22 protein-coding genes and 1 tRNA gene are annotated in these 26639 nt (G+C 42.1%); 4 read left to right on the top strand and 19 right to left on the bottom strand.

What is annotated here, in order from left to right:
• Position 1: 1 nt before the first annotated feature.
• The 3 genes from DBZ36_RS11780 to DBZ36_RS11770 form a co-directional block, all read right to left on the bottom strand.
• Complete coding sequence (locus DBZ36_RS11780) at positions 2-727, bottom strand: IclR family transcriptional regulator (RefSeq protein WP_120355148.1); 726 nt, start codon at positions 725-727, stop codon at positions 2-4.
• Between the two features lie 370 nt (positions 728-1097).
• The gene (locus DBZ36_RS11775; protein WP_158589088.1) at positions 1098-2717 is read right to left on the bottom strand and encodes a response regulator transcription factor; all 1620 of its coding nucleotides are present in this window, start codon (positions 2715-2717) and stop codon (positions 1098-1100) included.
• A complete protein-coding gene (locus DBZ36_RS11770) occupies positions 2710-4482 on the bottom strand; it encodes a sensor histidine kinase (RefSeq protein WP_120355146.1) in 1773 nt (590 codons plus the stop codon). Before DBZ36_RS11770 ends, DBZ36_RS11775 begins: the two co-directional genes overlap by 8 nt.
• 331 nt (positions 4483-4813) lie before the next feature.
• On the opposite strand from DBZ36_RS11770, the gene DBZ36_RS11765 reads away from it, so the two are divergent.
• The 4 genes from DBZ36_RS11765 to DBZ36_RS11750 all read left to right on the top strand — a co-directional run bounded on the left by DBZ36_RS11765 (position 4814) and on the right by DBZ36_RS11750 (position 8733).
• Positions 4814-5959: a mandelate racemase/muconate lactonizing enzyme family protein gene (locus tag DBZ36_RS11765; RefSeq protein ID WP_120355145.1), complete on the top strand. Its 1146-nt coding sequence runs from the start codon at positions 4814-4816 to the stop codon at positions 5957-5959.
• Between the two features lie 16 nt (positions 5960-5975).
• The gene (locus tag DBZ36_RS11760) at positions 5976-6902 is read left to right on the top strand and encodes a 2-dehydro-3-deoxygalactonokinase (protein ID WP_158589087.1); all 927 of its coding nucleotides are present in this window, start codon (positions 5976-5978) and stop codon (positions 6900-6902) included.
• Entirely contained in the window at positions 6875-7495 is a 621-nt protein-coding gene (locus DBZ36_RS11755; protein ID WP_120355143.1) for a 2-dehydro-3-deoxy-6-phosphogalactonate aldolase, read from the top strand. The genes DBZ36_RS11760 and DBZ36_RS11755 overlap by 28 nt, the downstream gene beginning before the upstream one ends.
• A 188-nt stretch (positions 7496-7683) precedes the next feature.
• Entirely contained in the window at positions 7684-8733 is a 1050-nt protein-coding gene (locus DBZ36_RS11750) for a CNNM domain-containing protein (RefSeq protein WP_120355142.1), read from the top strand.
• Between the two features lie 129 nt (positions 8734-8862).
• On the opposite strand, the gene DBZ36_RS11745 is transcribed toward DBZ36_RS11750, so the two are convergent.
• The 16 genes from DBZ36_RS11745 to DBZ36_RS11665 form a co-directional block, all read right to left on the bottom strand.
• The gene (locus tag DBZ36_RS11745; protein WP_120355141.1) at positions 8863-9315 is read right to left on the bottom strand and encodes a hypothetical protein; all 453 of its coding nucleotides are present in this window, start codon (positions 9313-9315) and stop codon (positions 8863-8865) included.
• A 51-nt stretch (positions 9316-9366) separates the two neighbouring features.
• Positions 9367-9738 (bottom strand): MerR family transcriptional regulator, encoded by a 372-nt coding sequence (locus DBZ36_RS11740; protein WP_120355140.1) that lies wholly within the window; start codon positions 9736-9738, stop codon positions 9367-9369.
• Between the two features lie 242 nt (positions 9739-9980).
• Entirely contained in the window at positions 9981-10568 is a 588-nt protein-coding gene (locus tag DBZ36_RS11735) for a class I SAM-dependent methyltransferase (protein WP_120355139.1), read from the bottom strand.
• Between the two features lie 429 nt (positions 10569-10997).
• Positions 10998-12083 carry an ABC transporter ATP-binding protein gene (locus tag DBZ36_RS11725; RefSeq protein WP_120355137.1) on the bottom strand — a complete coding sequence of 362 codons (1086 nt, stop codon included), beginning with the start codon at positions 12081-12083 and terminating at the stop codon, positions 10998-11000.
• Between the two features lie 24 nt (positions 12084-12107).
• Positions 12108-12998, bottom strand: coding sequence for a carbohydrate ABC transporter permease (locus DBZ36_RS11720; protein ID WP_199711847.1), 891 nt, complete (start codon positions 12996-12998; stop codon positions 12108-12110).
• A complete protein-coding gene (locus DBZ36_RS11715) occupies positions 12995-13864 on the bottom strand; it encodes a carbohydrate ABC transporter permease (protein WP_199711846.1) in 870 nt (289 codons plus the stop codon). Before DBZ36_RS11715 ends, DBZ36_RS11720 begins: the two co-directional genes overlap by 4 nt.
• Before the next feature lie 60 nt (positions 13865-13924).
• Complete coding sequence (locus DBZ36_RS11710) at positions 13925-15154, bottom strand: ABC transporter substrate-binding protein (protein ID WP_120355136.1); 1230 nt, start codon at positions 15152-15154, stop codon at positions 13925-13927.
• Between the two features lie 828 nt (positions 15155-15982).
• Positions 15983-16058: transfer RNA gene (locus tag DBZ36_RS11705), tRNA-Thr, on the bottom strand.
• 174 nt (positions 16059-16232) lie between these two features.
• Complete coding sequence (locus DBZ36_RS11700; RefSeq protein WP_120355135.1) at positions 16233-17351, bottom strand: ABC transporter ATP-binding protein; 1119 nt, start codon at positions 17349-17351, stop codon at positions 16233-16235.
• A complete protein-coding gene (locus tag DBZ36_RS11695; RefSeq protein ID WP_120355134.1) occupies positions 17344-18081 on the bottom strand; it encodes an IclR family transcriptional regulator in 738 nt (245 codons plus the stop codon). Before DBZ36_RS11695 ends, DBZ36_RS11700 begins: the two co-directional genes overlap by 8 nt.
• A 10-nt stretch (positions 18082-18091) precedes the next feature.
• The gene (locus tag DBZ36_RS11690; RefSeq protein ID WP_120355133.1) at positions 18092-18928 is read right to left on the bottom strand and encodes a carbohydrate ABC transporter permease; all 837 of its coding nucleotides are present in this window, start codon (positions 18926-18928) and stop codon (positions 18092-18094) included.
• A gap of 2 nt (positions 18929-18930) precedes the next feature.
• Entirely contained in the window at positions 18931-19860 is a 930-nt protein-coding gene (locus tag DBZ36_RS11685; RefSeq protein WP_120355132.1) for a carbohydrate ABC transporter permease, read from the bottom strand.
• A 9-nt stretch (positions 19861-19869) separates the two neighbouring features.
• Positions 19870-21135 carry an ABC transporter substrate-binding protein gene (locus DBZ36_RS11680; protein WP_120355131.1) on the bottom strand — a complete coding sequence of 422 codons (1266 nt, stop codon included), beginning with the start codon at positions 21133-21135 and terminating at the stop codon, positions 19870-19872.
• A 25-nt stretch (positions 21136-21160) separates the two neighbouring features.
• On the bottom strand, positions 21161-23425 hold the full coding sequence (locus DBZ36_RS11675; RefSeq protein ID WP_120355130.1) for an FAD-dependent oxidoreductase: 2265 nt from the start codon (positions 23423-23425) through the stop codon (positions 21161-21163).
• 538 nt (positions 23426-23963) lie between these two features.
• Entirely contained in the window at positions 23964-25517 is a 1554-nt protein-coding gene (locus DBZ36_RS11670; protein ID WP_199711844.1) for an amidohydrolase family protein, read from the bottom strand.
• Between the two features lie 111 nt (positions 25518-25628).
• On the bottom strand, positions 25629-26603 hold the full coding sequence (locus DBZ36_RS11665; protein ID WP_120355129.1) for a CobW family GTP-binding protein: 975 nt from the start codon (positions 26601-26603) through the stop codon (positions 25629-25631).
• Positions 26604-26639 lie beyond the last annotated feature (36 nt).

Genomic DNA, 26639 nt, shown 5'->3' with positions numbered 1-26639 from the left:
TCTAATTTAGTTGTTCTGAAATCCGCTGGCTATAAGCTCGTATGACCTCAATGAGTTCAACCATGCGTTCATCAGACATAAATGCATGGATACTGGTCACTGAAATGGCAGCGATAATATTTCCGTACTTGTTACGAATTGGTACTGCAACGCAGCGCACTTGCTCTTCGTTATCCTCTAGATCGAAGCTATAGTCTTTACTTGAGTAAACGTCCATTCGAGCTAGAATAGCCGGCGCATCGAGGTGATCTTGCTTGGCAATCAAACGCCGCCATTCAGTTTTTGGCATGTCTATCATTAATGCCTTTCCGATACCGGTTGAAGCCAATGGCAAGTTGTCACCGACCCGAGAACGAAACTCTATCGGGCGATAGCCAGGAATCTTGTCAAGATAGAAAACATCGTCTTCATCTTTAATACCTAGGTGGACTGTATCTCGAGTTTCTTCCGCCAGTTGCTGTAAATAAGGTCTTGCGATGTCTTTAAGCGGCATATTTTGCTGCGCCTTATTACCCAATTGAATCATTTTGGTGCCTAAAACTAAGCCAATGCCTTTGACATCTCGAACGTAACGCGCCTCGATCAAGCCATGGACAATGCGATGCACCGTTGATTTCGGATAACCTAACTGATCGCTAATTTGTTGAAGTTGACTTTGTCCGTCAGCGATTGCATCAATAACTGCTATAGCTTTGTAAAGTGCTTGATTTCCATACCCTGAGCTCATCTTCTCTCCCAAGATTGACAAGTTAGTTGCAATAAATCGATCGGCCACGCTTGTATTAATTAGCCGTCATCTATACCTAGGGACGTTATGACAGGTTTATCACTGCTAAACAATCATAAGACCAGATAACAAATAGACTAAAATACACTCAATATATAGCTACGAGTGCTAACAATTAACCAGAAATAGACAGGACCTTCGATGAACAGCTTGGGAGTTGGAATAGATGAGTAAAAATCCAAAACAATAACGTCCCGTATTGCGGGATTACCTTCTTGTTATTTGAGACTCACTTCACAGTGAAGTGAAGCGACGCCTACCATCGTTATTTCACCAAACGAAAGTGAGCCCCCGAGAGCATAGAGGCATTCTATATTGGTTTTCTAAGTTCAGTATGCTTACCATGGCGATATTCCATCGCTGAAACTCCAACCGTTTTTTTAAATACCCGACTAAAATAATGCACGTTTTCATAGCCGAGTTCTTGGGCAATTTCATACATTTTTTTGTTGCTTCCGCGAATAAGATCTCGGGCATGTTTCATTTTCTGCGCTCTCACATAGTCAACAAAGCACTGTTCATTTACCTCACTAAATAGGCGGCTAAAATAGCTCGAGGACAGGCCCAAGTACTGGCTTATCTGTAACAGGCTTATAGGTTCGTCAATATGCTCATTAACGTAATGTTTAGCGCGAAATATAACACTATGGCTATCACCTCCTTGCTCAAAGTAACGCGCTAGTAGGCTTCTTAATAAGCGTATCCAAGAAATAAACTGCTTAAGATCGTTAATCCGCCCATCGTTTATCCAGCTCTCTTGAATCTCAGCCCACAAGGGGTCATCTTCTTGTTGCTGCGAAACAAAGAAGTCATGGACTAAATAGTTCAATACATAGCGATTACCTAACACCAACTCCACAGGTATATTGCTTGAACGCTGCAATGACACAACGAGACCATCTAAGCTATCGGCGAGCATTAGCCAATCTTTGTTCGCTAGTGCATTGGCAACATCACTAACAAAGCCTTCGAGTTCTTCAACCCGAGCTTGTGTTCCCGACGACTGTACATCAACAAAGTGCATAAGCTGCGAATTACTATTAGCACCGCAGTGAGAAACGGCGAACATAGACTCCAAATATAGTTGCCTGAAATGGGTAAAACAGTTGTGCGTGCTAGAAAGCCCAATACGAGGTTCAAAATTCAACGTGTTTATACTTGCAACTGACACCGCGTGACAAAGTTTGGAAAGATCATATTGAATGCTTTGCTCACTTTGAAATCGATCAAAACTACACACTCCAATAAAGTAACCATTGTCGCAAGTCACCAATTGGGAGGCCTCTAATTGCTTTAGACTTCGTTTAATCAATTCAGAAAAAGTGTACTCAAGGGTGGACTCAGCGTCGTAGTTATCCCGCAGCCGGAACGCAAGCAACACTACCGCATCGGAGTATAGAGTTAGTCCGTATTGCTGTAATTTTTTTGAAATCGTCTTCGCGTCGAGTATTTTTCCATTAAATAGATCGCGCAATAGAACCTGTCGTATAGCGTCCCTATCTTGCTCATGAACGACTAATGTTGCTGCTTTCGAAGTTTGATTGTCTTGTTCTTTTTGAATCTGTTGCTTGAGACTATCCAAGGTTTCAAGTAGGTCTTGTGCTTCCATTTGTAGCTTTAGCACGTAGTCATCCGCACCCGCCTTTAGGGCTCCTTTGACCAAATCAAAGTCGTCGAAAGCACTCAACATTACGAATTTGCTTGCAAGACCAGCTGCCTGTGATTTCTCCACCAGCTCTATACCATTCATTATTGGCATTTGGATATCACTAATAATAATGTCGGGCTCTATACGCAAGGCAATCTCAAGGGCCTGCTGCCCATTCTCGGCTTCAGCTACGATCTCATAACCATAATGATTCCAATCGATAAAAACCTTTAATCCGGATCGAGCTAATAGTTCGTCGTCAACAATCAGTATTCTAAGCATCAAGGTGCTCCCGCATAGGGATACAAATTCGGATACGCGTGTATTCACCTTTCTCACTATCAATACTGAAACAATGATCATCGAGATAACACATTTGTAGGCGTTCTCGTACGCTTTCCAATCCAATACTATTAAATTTGTGTCCAGCATGCCCGCTAGAGTGATTTACTGAGCTTGCGTTCGAATCCATCCCGATTCCATTATCAAATACTTCAAACTCAATCGTATCTGAGTGTTTACGGACACTGACCACAATGGCCCCAAACCCGTCTTTTGGCAAAACACCATGAAAAATTGCGTTTTCAACTAAAGGCTGAAGAAGAAATTTAAAGCACTGAAACGAAAGCGCTTTAAAATCCACGTTGTATTCAACTTTAAAGCGATTGCTATAGGCAAGCTCTTCGATATAGACATAGTCTTTTAGATTTTCAATCTCTTGATCAATCGTGACAAATTGATCCATTTTACGGGTACTGTTACGCAAAAGGCGGGCAAGGACTTCAATCGTTCGTTTTATATTGTCTGCGTTTTGTAAAATCGCCATCCAACGAATTGAATTTAATGTGTTATAGAGAAAATGAGGGTTAATTTGAGCCTGCAGAGCTCGATATTGTGCGTCTTTTTCTCGGCTATTCTGAGCCACAGATTCAGCTAATACTGTATCTACCTTGGCCACCATATAGTTAAAATCACGGGTCAGCTGACCGATTTCGTCCTTTCCATGCGGCGTAATATGCACAGCAAAATTGCCACGTCGTACTTGTTTGGTTGCTGCGCTGAGACGTTTGATAGGTGCCAACAAATACGACACCGCAGCCAACCAGATTATGCTGGCGATAATCAAAAACAGCAAAAACCCCAAGGTAAAATAGCCAAGTAAATCGAGACTACTTTGTCGAAGCTGATTGACGTCAAGCACCCCTACTATTTTCCACTGATAATCAGATAAATAATGCACAAAAAGCCGTTTTTCGCCTCCGATATCAATGGTTTGAGAATAGTCTGAACGCGAATTATCGATAGCTGTGTTAATGGTATCGAGAACAAATTTAGGCACGCTTGTACCTGTTATCGAATTGTCATTTGAATCCAAAACATAAATTCGGCTGTCAGCTAAACCATTGCGTCCATTGACTAGGCTTGAAAACAATTTTGAATCGAGGTTTACATACAACATGGCAACACCTGAGCTATAGCTTCGGTCTTTTACAACTCGAAAAATTGAAATGGAGTCACTAATCCCTGGACCATCAGTATTGCTATGAATACCGGACCAAATAAACCGGTCTGGAAATTCAATCGCTTGTTGATACAAAGGATTATTTAGCACCCAATCATCACTGATCGCTGAACTAAAAACACTGTCCCCAAAGGACATCTTTAATCCATTAAATGCATAAATTTTCACAGTATTCACATTGTTGAAACTGGGAGATATCCGGTAGTTTTCAAATTTGGTTGCAACCCGACGTTGAGCTTTCAAACTACCGGCTCTATCGACTTCGAAATCTGAAATAGCTTGCTTCAAATCAAGGTCTAAATAAACATAGTAGGCACTCATTTTGGTTTGAAAAAGCTCTTCGTCAACTTGTTGGTTTAGGTGCTCAACCGAAAGCGAATAACTATCAGAGGATTTCTCAAGCAATATATTAAGAAACAAGCGCATTGCTGTTAAACCCGCTGCAACTGAAGGTATTGCTACAATCAGTATAAACAGTGCCAAAACTTTGCCAATCAAGCTATGGCGTATACGGGTTCGTCTCAAAGCTGCTCCTAAATTTGGCGAGGTGTAATGTTCAATTCACCTGAATTCCATTTCAAACATTCGGGCAATAGCAATAGATTAGATTAGCGCGCGTTTATTAACCGCGAGGACATTCATAGAAGCACCAAGGTCCCACAATGTGGAACAAACAGGGCTCTCTCCTCTTCTCAAGTTCCACCATCTGGGAATGTCGTCCTCTAATTTGAGAACTTGAGAAAGATCACAATCCCAACAAGGCTCACTGCTATAGTTGCAGCATAATTTTGAACCTATGATATCGAACGCCGCGAGCGTAACCATCATCACATGTGATGCTTTTAAGAGACATTAAATGAAGATTACTAACGTACATGCTCACGCTATTTCAGTTCCCCTTGAAGAAGCTTTTTATTTCTCTCAAGGTTGGGTACATCAGCGAAGCTCACTCATTGTAGAGATTGAGACTGATGCTGGCATTACAGGTTGGGGAGAATGCTTGTGTCATGGCCTTCAACCACCGCAAATTGCCGCTGCATTTATTGAAAACGCATTTAAACCTTTGCTGCTTAACCGTGACCCTTTCGATGTCGAAGTAATCTGGGAGCAAATGTACAACCTCAGTCGTCCCTATGGACAAGGTGGGTCTGCGGTTAACGCTATAAGTGGTATTGATATCGCCATTTGGGACATCATCGGAAAGTCTTTGAACAAACCAATTCATGCGCTTATCGGTGGCGCATTTCGAAGCGAAATCCAACCTTACGCAACCGGGTTTTACCGAACTAAAGCTGGTCATTACCCTCAAGACAGCTATGCCGAAGCACAAGCCTATATAAACAAGGGCTTTAGAGCCATGAAACTAAAAATAGGTTTCGGTGTCGATGAGGACATCGCCTTTATTCACCAAATGCGCGAAAAAGTAGGTCCCGATATTCGATTAATGGCTGATGCGAATGGCGCTTATAGTGTTGGTAGTGCACGTCGAATTATTCGTGAGACAGAATCGGCAAAACCTTATTTCTTAGAAGAACTGTTAGCACCAGAGGACCTAGAAGGATACAAGCAGATCCGTAATCAGGGCTCTACATATATTGCAGCTGGAGAACAAGTTTTCGGCAAACGCGGTTATCAGCCTTGGTTGAGTCAAAATGCCTTGGACATTATCCAGCCAGACCTGTGTTCTTCGGGCGGAATTACCGAGTGCAAGAAAATAGCAGCACTCGCCCAAGCGCATGAAACTAGAATAATTCCCCATGTTTGGGGTTCAGGTATTGGAATCGCAGCCTCGCTCCAGTTTATCGCCTCACTACCACCTTCGCCCCTTGGTTTATTTGCGGAAGAACCGATGCTTGAGTTCGACCAAAGTGACCACCCCTTTAGAAAAGACTTAATTAACGATGGTATTTCGTTTAGCGATGGCATGGTTCAAATATCTAAAGAACCAGGAATTGGCGTTGAAGTAAATCGATCAATCATTGAGAGCTTTAAAATTAATTAATCACAAGGACATGGGTTTGATAAACACACTATCAGCGTCACCCGAATGGATCATTGTCGATTGGGGAACTACAAATTTTCGCGCCTTTATTATGAGTGCGGACAACACTTGTATCGAGCGTATCGAACGAAAAACCGGTCTTCTGCAAGTAAAAGATCGGGCGTTTGAAGATGTTCTTCGAAACAACCTCGCACAATGGTTTGATGCCAGCCCTAACTTGCCGGTGTTTATGGCAGGCATGATTGGTTCAAAACAAGGCTGGCATGAAGCAGACTATATTAGTACTCCTCTATCGCTAACATCATTGAGTGATGCCTGCCTTCGGTTTAATACCACTTGGGGATCGGAGGTGTTAATAGTACCTGGTGTTTGTCACAGCGTGAATGAGTCTAAATTCGACGTGATGCGTGGCGAAGAGGTGCAGCTACTTGGTTTGCTGCAGCTTGGTTTTGATAAAAACTGCTTTGCTATCTTACCCGGTACACACAGTAAGCATGCCCAAATTAGCGATGGCAAACTTCACTCTTTTTCAACGTTTATGACCGGGGAGTTTTTTGCGTTATTAAGCGAGCATTCGATACTGGGTAAAAATTTGAGTGAACAAATTCTCTCTCCTGACGTCTTCGCTAAGGGCGTTATCGATGGTCAAGAGGGTAATCTAATGCACACCGCTTTTATGGCTAGAACCCATCGACTTTTCGGACAAATTGAAGAATCAGAAATCCATGACTACATATCAGGATTACTCATTGGTAAAGAAGTCGCCGATATCGATGATACCACCTACATTATTAGCAACGCGCAACTAGGTAAACGCTATGCGATTGCTTGCGGAATCCTTAACAAAGTAGCCACCACCATCAGCGGCGATGACTGTTTTATAGCAGGAATGAGTGCCTTACGGGAGCAAGTCTTATGTCAGACAACAAACCATTGCCACTAATAGCAATTCTTAGAGGTTTAACACCAGATACCGCCATTCAAAGCTGCGAAGTCTTGATTAATGAAGGCTTTAGTCAGATTGAAGTCCCACTTAACAGCCCTGACGCACTTAAAAGCATTCAACTTTTAGTCGCACGCTTTGGCGATCAGTACTTAATCGGCGCAGGTACCGTTACCACCAAAGTACAAGCGCAAGCGGTTATCGATACAGGCGCTAAGTTAATCGTAAGCCCTAACTATAACTCTGAAGTCATTAAGTTAGGCGTACAAGCCGGATGCACTGTATTACCGGGAGTGTTAACTCCTACAGAAGCATTTGCAGCATTAGCCGATGGTGCCAGTGGATTGAAACTATTCCCAGCAAATGTGGTGGGGTTAGCTGGTTTTAAAGCACTCATGAGCGTATTACCTGCTAATACGGCTTGTTTTCCCGTTGGTGGGATTAGCGCAAGCGTCGAAAGTATGCGGCCTTTTGTAGATGCGGGTGCGGCCGGATTTGGAATTGGGGCATCCTTATACACTCCGCAAATGAGCCTAGAACAAATAGCTAACAATGCCCGCGAGTTTGTCTCCACTTTCAAAAGCCTTAGCTAAGACTTTTGTAAGAAGCATTCCCTTAACTTAGAACAGGGAATGCTTGAAATACATCAAACTATCACATCATTTTCATCAATAGTTATTGCCTTAAAGCTAATGCAATTGTTAATCTATATATCGAAACTGACCAACTTTTTGGTCTATTCATCTATTTTATCTACTTAAGAGGTTAAATTACCCTATAAATGACACTGCTACTGATCTATATTTTTGTCGCAATTGGTGTTTCTTTTATTTGTTCAATCCTAGAAGCGGTTCTGCTTTCAATCACCCCTAGTTACATCGAAGTCGTTCGGAAAAATAAGCCTCTCGCTAGCAAGCAACTTATTCATGCTAAAGAGAATCTAGAACAATCGATTTCAAGCATCCTTATTTTGAATACCTTTTCCCATACCATGGGAGCTGCCGGAGTTGGTGCTCAAGCTATGCATCTTTTTGGAGCAAAATGGGAAAGTCTGGTCGCGTTTTTACTCACCTTAGCCATTTTATATTTTTCAGAGATCATCCCGAAAACCCTTGGGGCAAAATATTGGAAAAGCCTGGCGATTCCTGCAACTCGATTAATCGCGGTTTTGGTCAAGCTAGTCTACCCATTGGTGCTACTTTCTAGTTATATCACTCGTTTATTTGGTGCATCAAAGCTTGAAAAAGTCACACGCGAAGAGATCCAAGCGATTACTTACCTTGGCGGGAAGCACGGCTCCATTAACCAAAAAGAAGTGACATTAATTGAAAACATCATTCGACTTCGCGAATACACCACTGAGCAGATTTTAACGCCTCGCACCGTTGTGTGTGGTTTTGAAAAAGACGAAAAGATAGCTGAGATTCTCACCCAAGAACGCAGCTCCGGGTTTACTCGTTTCCCAGTGTTTGATGAAACCATTGATAAAGTAATTGGATTTGTTACCCATAGAATGATGACAGATGCTTTCCTCAAATCGGAAAGTACGATCAGCGTAGGTGAGCTCGCACAACCAATTCATCGAGTGTCGAACCAACTTCCAGTCCTGAGTTTGATCGATTTATTTGTAGCTCAAAAGGAACACCTTTTTTTAGTCGAAGATAGCTTTGGTCAAACAGCTGGTATTGTCAGCTTAGAAGACGCAATCGAAACTCTTTTGGGTTGTGAAATTGTCGATGAAACAGACCAAACAGAAGACATGCAGTTGCTTGCGAAACAACGTTTTCGCGACCGGATCCGCTTTAACAAGAAAAATCCTAAAACAAATTAAGCCGCAGCTGTCAGTCTAAAACCGGATAGCTGCCAATATTATTGGTGCTATCCTTGTAAACGATTAAGCACTTTGCCCATCTTCAAAGCACATTTTGTGGCCTGCATTCGGACAAAATGGCCACAGTCTTTAGATCTCCAAATTAACTTGGTTATAGCTAGAAGCATTTTTAGGTATCGTTTTATTAGACATAAAGAAAGCAAAAAACTGCAGAAGTCCCCACGCTAATTCCGGAACAAACAAAACCCACAGTATCGACGTAACATTATGTATTAAAAGATAATAGAGCATATTAAAAGAAAACATGAAGCGTGCAAAACTATCATATAATCCGAATATTGCTTGAGGTTTATATAATCTGATCGCTGACCAAACTAAAACAACACTGCCCATAAGATTAACGAAAAATAAGTGCAGCGCTTGGAACTCCGGAACTGAACCAGAAAATCCATATTGGACATGCAAACTTGAAAACAAATCGATATTCCAAACCACAAGAACTGGAAACGCAAAGGCAAAAGTCATCACCACATCATAAATGGCACTATATTTTACGACATTAAGATAAGTCGATTTTTTCATTGGATCTACTTTACTCGCTGAATGAAGGTTCCAGCGAGTATAAACCTTGCCCTATACGACAGAGTCAACCTTACATTTAGATATTTCTAGTTGGTGTTGTAACCGCAGTAGATTGTTATCAATAAGTTTTAGCTTTTCAATTTCCGACTTTATTTGCGCTCGTTTCAGGTGAATCGCGTTTGCAATTACCGATGCAGGTAAGCCCCGTTTGGTGTTTTCCTCACCCATCTGTACTTTAATTTCAGATAGTTTAAAGCCAAAGTCTTGCGCCATTTTTATCTGTTTAACGGTCTCTACATAGGTTTGATCGTAAATCCTATACTTTCCTTTTCTCAAAGGCTCGGGTAACAATCCTAAAGACTCGTAAAACCTAATCGTTTTAGGTGTTGTTCCTGTTAATGCGGCAAATTCACCTATATACATAGTCTACGTGTACTCCAAAAGCATTCGATGAGTTTTCTCAAATAACATCACTAAACGTTCGACTTATTGGATGCTTCAGTGTTCATCATCTTATGCATAGCAACTGACGGCAAAAAGACCACGCAGATGACTATACGAAGCGATTGCTTTACCTACTGATCCCATTTAGACATGGCATCAATACTGCCGCGTACTCATTGAAAGCCCCCCGCGAGTGAATCAGCCCCAATGTACTCATGCGGTTATTTTAAGGTGCCAATCGCTTGAATTACAGCGCCCATACCATGGTGATTAATGCCCTCGTTTACTTCTCGGTCCAATGACTCAAGGTAGCTAAACGAAATCTTTGGTAGCTCTTTAACTAGACTGTCTTTTGAACTCATCATCGACGCATGCGCAGGACCACCGGTTTTATAAGCTAACTGTTCAGGTCTGTAACCCTCTAATAGGAAAACCCCAGACGGTTTAAGCGCGCGTTCTATTCGCTTATATAGATTTTGCCGAAGTGAAGGTGGCAGATGGCAATAAATAGAAACAATACCATCCCATTTATGTTCACCAAGGTCAAAAACGTCTAAGTTGGCACAAATCGTTTCAATCTCCACCTTATTTTCTTTGGCTAGTTTTTCTGCTTTCTTTAGCCCGACACTGGAGAAGTCAACTGCTGTGACTGAGTACCCTAATTTGGCAAGAAAGACTGCGTTTCTACCCTCTCCCTCAGCAAGTAACAGTACTTTCCCTTTGGGTATAGATGCGTAATGACTCTTCAGAAAGTCGTTAGGTAACTTGCCATAAACATATTCTTGCCTATCGTACTCTTTATCCCACATAAGGTATTCTCAGTTGTTTTCGTTACAAGCTAGATTCAATTCAAGCCTTTATTAAAGACCAATTAGCAACGTGCAGCGATAAACCGCTCAAAAAGTCTGCTGTTAATGACACTTGCTTATTCATTGACTTAACACCATAGATTGCATCAGCAAGTTCACCAACACTTACTTTTGCAAGCAGAGTGTGAACGGATAAATATTTGGTGAAAGCTTCACAATCGTCTTGTGTGGTAGAACCATATCGATCACTTAAACAAACGAACAAACCAAAATCCTTTGGTCCATACCTTCACCAAGCAGCAGTGTTCTACTCACAACGAGCTCAAAATTAAGCTAGTAACCCCTGCTAAATAGAACTTTGCCAGTGACACGAAAAAAAAGAGCCACAACATCGTTGTGGCTCAAGGTTTGCCCTACACAAAATCTTGCTTAACGTAGACTCTCCCCTTTGTCATTGAACAAGTGACAGTCTTCGCTATTAAAGCTGACCTCTAATTGCTCTTGGTTAGCAACTGCGGTGTCTCCATTAAGATGAACTTTAAATCCAGTTTCGCCGCCAACACTACCAAATAGATAAGTGCTATTGCCTAAGCGTTCAGTAACATCACAGCTAAAACCTAGCTTTAAGGGAGCGTTATCATCGAGCTGTATATGTTCAGGTCTAATCCCTACCCGTAGCTTTTGGCCTAAAGATGGCTGAGTTGAAAAGTCATTTTCTAACAACAAACTACGTCCGTCTTCGGATTTAAGTTCAATGCTTTTTAAATCTGATTTTTGAACCGTCATATTCAGAAAGTTCATTTTTGGCGAGCCAATGAAACCGGCAACAAACTCATTTTGAGGGCGTCGATATAATTCTAGTGGCGTGCCAACCTGAGAGATTTCCCCATCTTTAAGTACCACAATTTTGTCGGCTAAAGTCATGGCTTCAACTTGGTCATGGGTTACATACACCATGGTATTTTTGAGTTGCTGATGCAGCTTGGCAATTTGAATACGCATCTCAACTCGAAGCTCAGCATCCAGGTTCGAAAGAGGTTCATCAAAGAGGAAAACCTTGGGTTTCCGAACGATTGCTCGCCCAATCGCCACGCGCTGACGCTGCCCCCCTGAAAGCTCTTTTGGCTTGCGGTTTAACAAGGGATCAAGCTGCAAAGATTGCGCGGCAGCAAAAACTTGTTGCTTCACATCCTCTTTGCTTAGCCCAGACATCTTTAGGCCAAAGCCCATGTTTTCTTCAACTGTCATATGTGGATAAAGTGCGTAGCTTTGAAACACCATTGCTACGCCGCGATCAGCGGGGTCTACATGATTTACGACCTGATCTTCTATTGATATTTCGCCGTCACTAATATCTTCCAAACCAGCGATTAGACGTAATAAGGTTGATTTACCACAACCAGAAGGCCCAACGAACACCACGAATTCGCCTTCTTCTATTTGAAGATCTACGCCATGTATCGTTTGAACCTTGCCAAAACGCTTAATGACTTTGTTTAATTCTATTGCAGGCATAACTTTTTCCTTTCAAAAAATCGACTACTTCACTGCACCAGCAGTAACACCTGCCAATATTCTCTTTTGGAATATGACAAACAGTATCAACAGAGGTAAAGAGCCTAATACCGCGGCAGGGAAAAGCATATCGGGTTCAATATTACGGTTGCCGACAAAGCGGTAGACCTCAATCATTACCGTAAATTTGTCTTTGTCTGTGAGTAGCAATAAGGGGTACAAAAAGTCATTCCACACCATGAGCATAACGAATAAAGACAACGTAGCTGCCGCAGGGCCTAGCAAAGGGCGAATGATGTACCAGTAGACTTTCCAGTTGCCACAGTTATCTAGGCGCGCAGCTTCTTCCAATTCTTTAGGGATGCCACTAATAAAACCAGTGAAAAAGAACACTGCAAGCGGTAAGTTCATTGCGGTAAATACGATGATGATTCCAAGATATGTGTCTAGCAAACCGATTTCACGGAACATCACATAAATAGGTGTAATGTTAACGAATCCAGGCATAGCCATAGCCAATGCCACTAGCATAATAAAGAATCGAGAATACCTACCGGTTCTGCGAGCCAATGGATACGCAGCCAACGAACCCAAAAATGAGACGAGTAGAGTGACCGTAAGAGTAATTCCGACAGAATTAGCAACACTGCGCCAGTACCCCATGTTTTCAAAGGTATAGGCGTAATTTCCAAAGTACAGACTTTTAGGAATTGCTAAGGGATCTGCAGCTATTTCGGCGCCAGTTCTAAATGACATCATAATCATATAGAACACCGGTAATAGCATTACCAGTACCATCGCTAATACGAAGGTATTGGCGAGAGCCGATTTTATTTTTTGTAGCGGTAGCATCGCTCTATTAGCCTTTGGTGCGTGAATATTAGCGGTTTGAATTTGTTTCGTATCAGCAATCATACGTTGTTCTCCCGAGCTCTTAAGAAGCGGTTCATAAAGAACACCACCGTCACAATCACTACCGACATAACAATCGACAAGGAACTCGCAAACCCAAATTTGTATTGCCCAAATAGATTATTCATAATTTCTAAACTTAGGGTTCGTGTTGCTCCAGCTGGGCCTCCTCCGGTCATAATAAACGGCAATTCGAAGGTTTTAAGCGTTCCGATAGTTGCCAAGACAATATTGATCGTAATGCTTGGAGCAAGTAAAGGTAGCTCTAGAAAACGAAACCGCTGCCATGATGAGGCACCGTCTAAGCGCCCGGCTTCTTGTATATCCTTGGAGATATTGGCAAAACCGGCCAAAAATATTGCGCAAGAATAGCCGGTGAACATCCAGATATGGGCAGCGGTAATGGCAAATAGTGCGGTACTGGGGTCGTTAAGCCATGGCCGTTGCAACATTTCCAGGCCTAGCGTGCTCAAAATGGCATTTAAACCGCCGTTAAACGGCGAGTAAATGAATTGCCAAACATACCCAACGACTACAAATGACATCATTGAAGGTGTAAATAAGGCTGCTCGACTGAAGTTACGAATCGCAGGAAGTCGATACAATACAGCGGCAAAGAATAAACCGAGTAGGTTTTGAACAGTTACTACAATAAATGAAAAGCTAAAACTAACGCCTAAGGCATCAAAATAACGATCTCGACTGAATATTCTTTCATAGTTTTTAAAACCTACGTCATTTGCAACACCAACACCTTTGAAGTCGGTAAAACTCATCTGAATAGACAAAAAGATGGGGTAAAGAAAAAACACCACCATAACTATCAGTGCCGGTATCGTGAACAGATAAATACTATTTTTATTCTTCATCGATTTTTTCCAATTTCTAAATCTGCCCCCCAAAACAACCATGTTTTGGGGGGAACCGCTTTACATGCTGTCTTCTACTGCTTCATCCCAATACTCGAGAACTTCTTCAGGCCCGTCGCTGGAGTTCAACAAGAACATAGCAACGCCATCATTAAGACCTTGGTTCATAGTTGCAGGCCAATGATTCATAAATACCGGCCACATCACGATATTGCCAGCCGAACGCGCTTCATCGTAGCCTTGCGCCAATTCAGGAAGCCCACTAGGCCCGCCAACATAAGGGTTGTATCCAGAGTCCGCTTTTAGGAATTCGCCCAGGTTTTCTTGGTCGGCAAAGAAGGCCAAAAAGCGTTGTGCAGCTTCTTTATGCTTCGTTGATGAACTAATAGCCCATCCCATACCAAAGGTGTCCAAGGCAATCCCAGTTTCAGCCCCACCGGGTAATGCAGTAAATACGTAATTTAAATTTTCTTGTTTATCAAAGCTGCCAATGTTCCATGCACCTTGCGGCAACATTGCCACATTACCGGAACTAAATTCAGTGAGTGAAGTTCCCCATGGATCAAGCCCCGCTTGTAGCTTAGGTTCAAAGCATTTTGCATCGATCAAAGCTTGTGTCATGGCAAAGCTTTTCTTAAACCCTTCGTCATCCGAAAAACTAGCTTCACCGCTTCCAAGATCCCAAGGCATCACTTCGCTGCCATAAATACCATTGGCGGCAATGATCATTGAACCTGAGAGCTCAGAGGAAAAAAGCATCGGTGAGATCCCAGCTGCATCTAGCTTTTTACAGGCATCGATGAGTTGGTCAATCGTTTTCGGCGGTTGTTCAACCCCAGCCTTTGCTAGCAGATCTAAGTTAACGAAGTTCCCTAAACCTACGATTTCTAGTGGCTGGACGAACACCTCACCGGTTGGTGCCAAAGAGTCACGTACTTGAGGCGTTATTTGGGAGAACCAAGGACTATCGGTGCCTAAGTCTGCCAACATCCCTGCTTCACCCCAGGTTTTAACCAATGGCATATCAACCATCATCACATCTGGTGGATTACTGCCTCCTTGCAATCGCGGCGGAATAACAACATCTGTATCCCCACGAGAGATATAACTAAATTCAACTTTAATATCTGGGTTTTCTGAATGGAACTTTTCTAAAAGTTCCGGCATAGCAGCAGGCTCAGCTTTGTTTCCCTTCCATGCTGTAACATCCAGAGTTACTGTGTCAGCCATCGCCAAATTAGCGCCGAACGCCAAAGACACTGCAAGACTTACTAAACTAGACTTCCTCATCGTAGATACCTTTCAATAACCTAAATTAGAATTTTTTATGACGGCGTGTTGCACCGTTTTCTTAACGCCCTTTCATCATAAACATCTAATCGAAATCTAATAAGAGGCAAAAAATGCTCAAGCTAGCAGTGTTCGAATTATCCCGCCAAATGGGATGCATGAACTAGATAATGGATGTGGGACATCGGTCTTAAAAAATGGGGGGGAAAAATAGGTTTTTTGACACTCAAATAGTCAACTTTATTCAAGACATCAACGAGGCTGAGAAGCGCAAGATAAAAACACCATAACTATTCAAAAGTATTTAAAATCAATAGGCTAAAATATCGTTTCAAACTCAGGCTAGATTTTTTTAAGAGAGCATGAGTGTCTAGGTATTCACCAATGCGTCTTCAATTTTGCAATGCCTATAGCGCTTTGCAAACTAACTAATACGAATCAAAAGTACGGAAAACTAAACATATAACAAGGCTCTTGATTATTGAATTCAAAGCTATCTATCTCTGCGATCCTTTCAATATTTTCCTGCTTTAGATGCTAACGAGATCAACAATAAACGAGTTATCTGATAATACTGTCTTCATTAAGATAACTACAATTGCACAAATCCAGTAATCATAATTGCGAGTTACGACGACCAACTATTTAGTAGGATTGGTATAAACAGAAGCACCATTGGTATGTTTTGAATCTTTCATTTGGGTATCATCGGTAAATTGACTTACCAAAATGTGAGCCTACTTTTTGACTCGACGAATTAACTAACACTATGGCAATAACAATAAAGAACGGACAAGATGATTTAGAACGAGAAAGGAGGAGCTTAAATGGTGCCGACTACCGGAATCGAACTGGTGACCTACTGATTACAAGTCAGTTGCTCTACCTACTGAGCTAAGTCGGCACTGTTTAAGAGCGCGCATATTATGCATCCACTCTTTCAAAAGCAATACAAAATGTTCAAAATGCGATTAAAATCGTATTGATTGAACATTTATCAAACACTGTGTTGAAAAAGTGTATAGAACAAGGTCTTGATTGCACTTCTAAAATACACCCAGTAATCTCGTACTGCTTACTACGGTGTGGTTTGTGTCGCATTAGCAAGTAGCTGTTCTCTCGATAACGCTAGGCCATCTTCGAGAAATAAATGTACTCTATTTCTATCAAAACTAAAGACCATAGACGAACCTTTAGAAACAATCGCATCTCCATCAACTTCAGCTGTCATATTGAAACCTGAGAGCAAACCATATACGAAGGTTGTACCCCCTAGTTTTTCTACGACCTCGACTTCTAGTTCAAGTTCAATATCGCCACCAGCGCCGGTGAAATAATGCTCTGGACGAACACCAAACTCGAGCTTCTGCCCCTCAACCACTTCTGAACCATCGAATTCAAGTTCAACGTTTTGACCATTAGGTAGCTGGACCAAAACCATGCGTGCTGTGCTCTGTACTACGATTACCGGCAAAAAGTTCATTCTAGGTGAACCAATAAACCCAGCAACGAACTTATTAGCAGGATTGTGGTATAGATTTAATGGGGTTCCAACTTGTTCCACTACTCCTTCTCGTAACACAACAATTTTATCTGCCATAGTCATCGCTTCTACCTGATCATGAGTGACGTAGATCATGGTATTTCCAAGCTGGTCATGTAGCTTCGAAATTTCTATGCGCATTTGAACCCGTAACTCTGCATCAAGATTTGACAGTGGTTCGTCGAATAAAAAAACTTTAGGTTTTCTTACGATAGTACGCCCTATCGCAACACGTTGCCTTTGTCCTCCAGACAGTTCACGAGGCTTACGGTCAAGGTAGTCATCTAACTTCAATACACTAGCAGCTTCGGAAACGCGTTCATCAATGAAACTCTGAGATTCACCGGTTACTTCCAATCCAAAACTCATGTTTTCTCGAACTGACATATGTGGGTATAAGGCGTAGGACTGGAAAACCATCGCTATGCCTCTTTTGCTCGGCTGAGTATTGGTGACACAATCACCATCGATATAGATGTCCCCTTCGGTAACTTCTTCCAATCCGGCAATCATTCTCAATAGTGTTGATTTTCCACAGCCTGAGGGCCCAACAAAAACAACGAAATCTCCGCTATCAATTGAAAGGTCAATCCCATGGATAGTTTGCGTTTTACCAAATCGTTTAATAACCGATTTCAAAATTACATCAGCCATGGTCAATATCCTTGTGTGAAATTTGTGAAAAATTCTCTATGCGAGCTACAAGTTCATTGAGCTGCGACACATAATTTAGAAGTTCATCTTCTTCAATGCTCAAATCTGTAAAAGCGATGCCTGCTTTTGCGCCAGCAATACTAAACACAGTTGCGACATTGTAAATGAGGCCATTTTCATCGTATAAGTGAACAAATCCATTTTCCCGGATGTCTCTAATACGTTGTTTTATTGTTGTTTTACGTTCTTCATCCCAGTGTGAAATTCTACGTACAATCTCGTCATCATCACATTGAGCTAATAGAACTTGCCCTATTGATGAGTTATACACATCAAAAATGTTAAACCCTCCCAACCCTTCGGCTGGACTTTGGCCTGCGACGGCGTGGTACATGTAAACAACAGAGTCATTCCACAAAACCCCAACTGCCAAAGTTCGATCGTCATAGTTAGTGTTTAGTGCCACGTGGGTAGCGGCTTTGAGCAAGGCCGAGCTGTGAAAACTTTGCGCAGCTAATAGATGTACAGCAGGGCCTGGCAGGTATTTTTTCTGAGCATTTTGCTCAGCCATACCGACTGACTTCAAGGTACGAAGTAATCTATTCACCTTAACGACATTAATGTTTAGTTTTTCAGCCAATTCCTTGTTACCAAGGGCTGTTTCACTCGTTGTTAACTCTTGAAAACAACGAATTCCATCAATAAGGCTTTGATTGGGTTGTGATGACAAGTCGTACTCCTTATTTAACTGCGCCTGAGGTAACACCACCAATAAACTGCTTTTGCAATATAGCAAATACCATAACTACTGGTGCTGCAGCTAGAAAAGAAGCAGCCATCGCTCCTCCCCAGTCGGCGTTGTTTTCATTGATATACCGAAGCAATAGACCTGGGCCAATCGTTCTGTTCTCTTCTGAGGTTATCAAGGTCATTGAATAGAGCAAATCATTCCAAGACCACATAAAAGCGTATAGCGTTACAGTAATAAATGCTGGCAATGAAATAGGCAATACAATGCGACGGAAAATGGTCATATTGCTTGCACCATCAACCTTGGCAGCTTCTATCAGCTCATTGGGTATTTGTTTAAAATAGCTATACATCATGTAAGTGCTTACCGGAAGCGCAAACACAATATAAGAGATGGTTAGACCCAACTTGGTATCCAATAAATTTACGGCTTGTAGCATCGGATAAATACTGATCAATAACACTCCAAACGGAAACATTTGGGCGGAAAGAATTAATAACATTAACGGTTTTTTAGCCGGGTAATCAAACTTTGCAAAACTGTAGCCAGCCAACGCCGCTAAGCTGGCATTGAGTAGTGCCGAAGATGTCGAGGTTAATAGGCTATTTTTAAGTTGCAGCAAAATATTACCATCAGTAATTGCTGACACAAAATGCCCCCAAAAGAATTCATTTGGAACTAGAGTTGGATCAAGTCGATATAACTCTTGGTTGCTCTTAAAGGCACTAATCAATGCCCAATACACTGGGAAGAAAAGAAAAAATGCAATTGTTAACAAGAGAACTGTAAAACCGAGTTTTGCTTTCCATGAACGAAGTTCAAACATGACTAATCCTCTTTAAACAGACTACGAAGGTAAAAAATGACAATTGGCATCAGCGTGAACACCCACAGTACGCCGATGGCTGATGCCATCCCTAAGTCCCAATTTTCGAAAGCTTGTCTAAAGACTTCAATAGAAAGCACCGAAGTAGCTCTAACAGGTCCACCACCGGTTAAGGCGTAAATAATGTCGAACTGCTGTAAATTCCCTATCATTCCCAGTGCTCCAGTTACTAAGAACACAGGTTTGAGGTGCGGTAAAATAAGGCGTTTTACAATCCGCAAGTTTCCCGCACCATCAATACGAGCCGCCTCGATTTGTTGATAATCCATACCCTGTAATCCCGCGAGAAAGAATGACATAAATAAAGGGATTGAAATCCAGGTTCTAGTCAAAATAACCGCAAGCATCGCGCCAATGTCTTCAGAAAGAAACTGTATCGGTGAGTCAATAAAGCCAGCCCCTAAAAGCATGACATTCACAATTCCATATTTACCATTAAGCATCCACGCCCACACGAAAGCACTAACCGTACTAGGCAAAATCCAAGGCAACAGTGTCAGCGTTCGCATGACCCCACGCCCCTTGAAGTCTTGATACATCAATAAGGCCCAGGCTAGACCTAAAGTCATGGTTAACAGCGTCGTCCCAACTACAAAAATTGCTGTCGTAAGCCAAGAGCCTAAAACATAGGGATCGGTCAGTACTGCAACAAAGTTGTCAAAGCCAATAAAAATGGGCTCTAAATCGTAAATCGTATACTGAAAGAACGACATGGACATAGCATCAAAAAATGGATAGGCGACCATAATTAAGAACGCAGTCATAGCAGGTACTAATATCGCATAAGCGAAACGACGGTCAGATCTTTTAAGACTTCCCTTAGCATTTGTCGGTTGCTGTTTACCTACTGTTTTTCTTGAAGCTATATCCATTTTGGTCCCTTACTTCAACAAACGTTGAATACGTTTTTCCATTTCAGCAGCAGCTTCTTCTGCCGTTTTTTTACCTAAAATAACTGATTGAGTTTCCTCACTTACTACAGCTATGTAATTGGAGCTGTTTTTCAATACCGATAATTCATTACGTAGCGGTAATCCAAGGGATTCATTCCAATCAACTATATACTTCTCTTGCGTTACCAAAGGGTTATTTCGAGCGCTTTGGGTTACTGGAATTGCTCCAGAATTAGTAAAGTAATCAAGTTGAACCGAATCGTTCATGGTTAAACCCGCTACAAATTTAGCTGAAAGGCTTTCCTTACTTAGGCTTCCGTCAACAGTTGAGTTTGGCGTTTTAAGCATAATCAAAAGATGTCCCCATTCCATCGAATGTGACGTCATTTCTTCACTCAATACAGGGGTCTGAACTGGTACCACATATGCGTCGTACTTTTCGCCTTCTCCGCTAAAGTCTCGAGCAAAGCCTCTGGCAACTGGAGCATCAAAATAGAATGCTGTATTTCCTTGACCAAACATGCGACGTGCGGCACCGCGGTCAACGTCTAGTGATGCAAGATCTTCATCTACAAGGTTTTTCATAAAATTGAGTGTATCTATTGTTGCTTTTGAATTAACACTTAGCTTGTCGTTTTCGTCAAAAATTTTGCCACCATGGGCCCACAACCATAGTTGGAAATCACTCGAAATTAAGTTATTTCCTTTCGTCATCATTGCGTAAGGAGTGCTTTCGGGTTGTGCTGTTTTCACAGCTTTGAGCGTTTCGACAAATTCATCAATCGTGGTCGGAGAGTTCTCAATTCCAGCTTGCTGAAGTACCTTGGTATTGGACACTAAACTTATCGATCCAGTATTCCATGGCATTCCATATTGCTTGCCTTTGTATCGGCCTGAGGCTAATACCGCAGGAGAAATTAGGGATTCAAGATATTCCTGCCCATACACTTCATTGAAATCAACCAAGTTGGGTAGCTGAGCAAAGGTCGGTAGCCATTTTGCTGAACTTTGAAAAACATCTAACTCTTGTTTAGTTCTGACCCTTAAGAAGACATTTTTTTGCATATCTCCCCACGAACTAGATAGAACATCGGCTTGCACACCGGTTTGGTCAATCAAACCCTGTACTATCGGTTGATTACTTGGTTCAGCGGTTACCCAGTTCAAAAAGGTAACTTGAGGATCCGCTGCATGCGCGCCAAATATGCTTGCAGCAAAGACTAAGGAAGACAAAACTCTTTTTTTCGTTTTCATTATTATTCCTTTAATTTTTGTAGGGTTACTGAACGCGAATACCAAATAAACTTACCGGATGACCCTGTATATTTGCTAAACGTAGCGATAGCGAATAAATAGATTGATCCTGGGGTAAATCAATACTGATTACAGCTTGGTGATTCGATTGAGTACTGTAAATAATTGAGCCATTGCACGTCACTTCACACTCACTAACAAGCATTGGCATAATTCTATCGTGGTGCTGATACTGAACACTCTCTAATGGATGGTCATAATCACAATCTAAATATAAAAACAATTGCTTGGCTCTCACACCCATGCTCCATTCCAATGACACCACAGGGCTAACATCATCAACACGAGCAACCCAAGCATTAGGGCTGCGAATAGGACGTTGGGCTCCAGTTGTTAAGTTCTCTTGGCTAAATGTATGAATAACATTGCTCGCACGAAACGCCACGTTTTGACCTTTGGGACGACGATCTGGTACCCAAAAATCAAAACTCTCGACCCCCAAACCTGCAGGTGCTATTTGTTTCGACGATGTGCTTACTTTGGCAAGCCCTCCCTGGCGTACGCTTACAATACCGGTGAGTAAGGTATCGCTAAGGGCTATTTCGACCTCGTCGTTCTCGCAAAAACACACAAAAACATACTGGGAAAAATCACCAATATTAAGTTCGATTTCTATTTCGTTCTCGCCGGTATGTAGTTCAAAGTCATATGTTTTGCTTATCAACTCTGGACTGTGATTATCAGGCTTTAGGCTCGTTTTAAGTTGCACAGTAAGTTTCGACGGTTTTTGGGTTCGAGCAAAAAACGTAACTAAGTTTGAATTCGTACTTTGCGGCAATATCTGCGCATAGCTTTGTTTGAGAGATTTCCAATCACCATTCTTTGCAAAGCTTTGAAGCTCTAATTCACTAGACACTTGAATTTGCGCCGAAGAGGCTAAGTTGTTTTTTTCTAAACCATGGAAATTGGGTACATAATGATTTGCTGCTGATAAATTGGACTTTAATGTGGCAAGCATAAGCGGTTGGAGCAAATCACGAGGTGAAAGCTGCTCTTGACAACATAAAGCCGCTGCAGCACCAATAGCCTGACCCACTGTTGATGATGTAGCCATAACGCGCGTACTTCCAAATGCAACGTGCGATGCGGAAATTAAACGACCGTTGATAAACAAGTTCTCAATATTGCGACTATAGAGGCAACGATAAGGGATACCGTAAATTCCCTTGGCATGATATTGGTTGCATCCTCCTTCCGAACCGTAAACGCCGTCTGCTGGATGAAGATCAATGGACCAGCCTCCGTGACAAACATTATCTTCATATTCAACTTGTTCGATAATGTCGCTTTGGCGCAACATATAGTCACCTTCAGCGCGTCGACTTTCACGTTTACCAGGGATCGTACCAACCCACTCTAACGCTAGGTTCGCCGAGTCAGGAAACTCTCCAGAATTTTTAATGTAATCCCAAACTCCGTATACAATTTTTTGTAACTCTTCTTTTATTTCTTCAGATTGATGAATGGTGTCTAAGCGCCCACCCCATTCAATCCACCACAAGGAACAACCATGCTCACTAGATGAGAAGTTTTTATAACGCGGAATTAGTTTGGGGACATCTGTTAGTGCAAATTCAGGAGCGACATAGTCAACTTTGTGGCCTAAGTCTTTGGAATAAAAATAAAGCGAGTGACCGAGTAGCTTTCCATAGTCCTCTCCAGGTGCCATGGGTTCATCAAATTCAGAACTAATCTCTGCGCCCATTCGATAAGCAGCGCCACTTAAATGAGTCAGTATTCCATCGCCGCTAGAGTCAACAAACATCTGAGCACTGAGCGCGTACATGGTACTGTTTTGTGAGTTAAACGCCTGTATCTTCTGAATTTTATGATTGGTTATGTCTGCATGAAAAACACTGGTATTGACTAATACTTCAAGGTTAGATTCACGATAAACCCAGTCTTGTAAAATACTGTCGAGGACTAATGGGCTCCCGCTAGGATTACGAAATAGATTTTCCAGTAAAATCTCGTTAATGATACCGCCTTCACGGGCCCATCGATTATTGTTCCCTCCGTGAGAGGTCGCTCCCAAAATCCATAGCCTTACCTCACTTGAGGCATTCCCACCAAGTACTGGACGGTCTTGAATAAGGACAACTTTGGAACCGCTACGAGCCGCAGATATTGCTGCACAAACGCCCGAAAGTCCTCCGCCAACAACCACCACATCAACAGTTTTGGATACTAGCTTTAAGGGTCTTGGACCTGACGCATGCTCAATTATCATTTTACCTCCGATTTCTATAATAGTAATATCTATTATAGAAATCATGTTTTCAAGATGATATTGCATGAATTGTGATCAGCTTTGTGTTTTTTGTTCTCTGAGGGTACTAAGGCCAAATAAGTCTACGGGTAACTGGAAACTTCATTGACTTACTGAGTAGAAGATAATGAAAGGGGTATAGGCCTTACGGGGATTCAATAAGACGTATCTTTATGAAGTGATTGCGGCAAATGTATCGATACGGATAAGGACAGTTGTTAGCGATCTTTACTATGCAATCAAAAAATAACTAGGACATTGGGATTACGGTTAATTACAGGTCTTTGCTGGTGATCTAGTCATTTAAGCAAGCCCAACAAGCTCGTTCTGAAATAGAAAAGCTAAAATGGTGCCAGTAACTGGCATACCACTGAAGTAACACACCTCCACGTATAACTAGACTCAGCTTTCCACGCAGTTTGTCATTGGGCTTGAGCTACAAAGCCGAAACTATTTTCGACCTTGTATATGTGTTATTGGCCCCGCATTTCTGCTTCCTCTAGCGTCGAATAGGCTGCCCCGCGCTAACTTGTGGATCAAGCTGGCCATCGTTGACCGTTATCGCGCCATTCACCAATACCCAAGACACGCCAACAGCAGGATGGTTAGGATCCTGATAAGTACCAACATCAGCGATCGTATCTGGGTTGAAGACGACGATATCGGCATCCATCCCTGCTTGTATACGGCCCTTTTTCTTCATTTGGGGAACAAAGTTCTCAATGGTTTGGGCTGGCATTAGACTCATTTTCCGTATCGCTTCACTCATTTCTAAAATTCCACGTTCGCGTACATAGCTTCGCAACACTTTTGCAAAAGTCCCATTTGAACGAGGGTGAGAAAATAGCTTTGGTGGGAGCGGCCACTGGTTACCCTCGTAGTTGTCGATGTGCCCATGATCGTCCATCGACATCCAAAACATTTCGTCGGACTCAATGAGTACATTTGGATTGGTTACTGAGGCATCTAAAAGTGCTAAGTCTTTAGGATTTGCTTCATCCAGAAAGTGCCAAACAATGAAAGTACCAGGGCTATTAGATTGATAGTCGGCTAATTGTTCTTCGCTCATTCGTTCGGTCCCTAGTTGGAAGTTATCCGCACTAGAACCCATGCGTTCGCGCCAACCTTCTCCACTAAACATCGCTGCGCCAACTACCGTACTCGCGGCTCCCCACGGGTATGCTCCAACCGTAATATTTACGCCATTATCAATCGCTTGACCAACCATGGGCATAATTGTTTCAATATCTTTAAGTGAGGTACTATTGATATGGCAAATATGCATTTGCGCGCCTGTTATAGCAGCATTAGCAATCAGTTCTTTTATTGCTTCAAACGAGCTTTGAGGTTCAGTATTGCTTGCGTAACGCACATGAGTAAACGTAGCAACATCATGTTTCGCAGCCAACTGGGCTAAGGCAAAATATTCTTTTTGTCCATGCCCCGGTGCATAACCAGCATTAATACCAATTCCCAAGCCTCCTTGCTCTAATCCCTCTTCAACCAGTGACATAATATTTTTTTGCTGAGTTGGATCAGCGATATTCATTTTCCAGTCAGTTAAAGACTGAGCATCTTGAAAGTATTTAGTGGTTGCCTGTGGTGAGGTATCGGTGAACGTTGCAATTCGAGCAAAGGTCCACCCTGCTGCAGCGCCATAGTTGAGTGGTAGATTCTTCTGGCCTTGCGTTGCATACCAATCTTCAATAGGTAAAACTCCCGACTCAAGCTCTAGCATTGTCGTGACCCCTTGCATCGCCTGCATGCGATAGTCACCAATGTTTTGACCGTGGGCATGGATATCGATAAATCCAGGAGCAACCACTTTGTTGCTTGCATCAATCGTTTTAGTACCAGTTATGCTTTTGTCAGTAATCTTTTGGATGGTGTTTCCAGAGATCCCAACATTAGCAATTGCATCAAAATTGGTTTCGGGATCAATGACTCGACCATTCAAAATAACAACATCATAGTCGGATGCATAAACAGCGCTACTACCAGATGCAAGGAGACCCATGCATATTAAGGAATGGAGAAATGTACTTAGTTTCATAATATAACCTAACAAAATCAGTTTGTTGAAAAATATAGAGCACTTGAATTTAGTTAGCATTGCCATCCACAGCCTGCTTACTATCAAATCTAAATTACTTTGCTCAATCGTTTAGGCTGCAAGTGCATCCAATTTGGACATCATGTTGGCAATATCAACTTGGTGACTAGGTGCGATAAAGACGAGTCTAGTACTGGCTAGTTCATCCTTTTCCCAGGCATCCCCTACCGTTAAGTTTGCTCGTTGCCCAGTGCATTGGAAAATGCAACGATGTTCAGGCTTCTGAGTGATATGCAAAATGCCTTTCATTCGATAAACATCTACAGAGAACTGCTGCAATAGTGGGTAAAGCTTCTCTAAATCCAAGGCCTTATTGCTTACAAAACTAAAAGTTTCAAAGCCATGTTTTACATGGTCACAATCATGGCCACTGCAATCATGGTGGGTGCAATCTTGAGTCTCGACTTGGGCTGTTTGAATTAATCGCTCAGGCACATCAAACAAGATCGGTAGATCGACTTCACCAAATTGAATATCAACCAACTTAGCAAATGGTGCTTGGTTTGAGCACCACCGTTTCACCGATTCAAGCTGTTCTGCGTCGACTAAATCGACTTTGTTCACTAACACAATGTCTGCAACTTGAACTTGTTGCTGTGCAAGATCGGCCATCGGTCCCTCTAAATTTAATACATTTTCTGAATCGATAGTGGTGATAATCGCATTTAATGGCGCATGCTGTTGTAGTTCGGGGTCTTCAAATTGCAAAGCGACTTCTTTAGGCTGTGCAATACCGGAGGTCTCTATAATAATATGGTCGGGACGCTCTTCAAGGGCGAGTAGACGCATCACGGATACCACTAAGCCTTCAGCCAAATTGCAGCATATGCAGCCATTTTCAAGACTGATCATGTTCTCGCTTTGCGATTTAACCAACTCGGCATCAACATTAATCGACCCGAAGTCATTGACGATAACCGCCATTTTCATGCCATTGGCATTGCTCAAAATATGGTTTAGTAAAGTGGTTTTACCCGCACCTAAGAAACCGGCTAGTATTGTTACTGGGACAGTAGGCTTTGTCATTTTGATCATCTCTAATTGTTAGTATCGCAATTAAAG

Source organism: Alginatibacterium sediminis (assembly GCF_003610775.1).
GTDB classification, from domain to species: Bacteria; Pseudomonadota; Gammaproteobacteria; order Enterobacterales; family Celerinatantimonadaceae; genus Alginatibacterium; species Alginatibacterium sediminis.
Note: the sequence above shows the minus strand (reverse complement) of the source record. Positions and strands in the feature narration are given on the sequence as shown.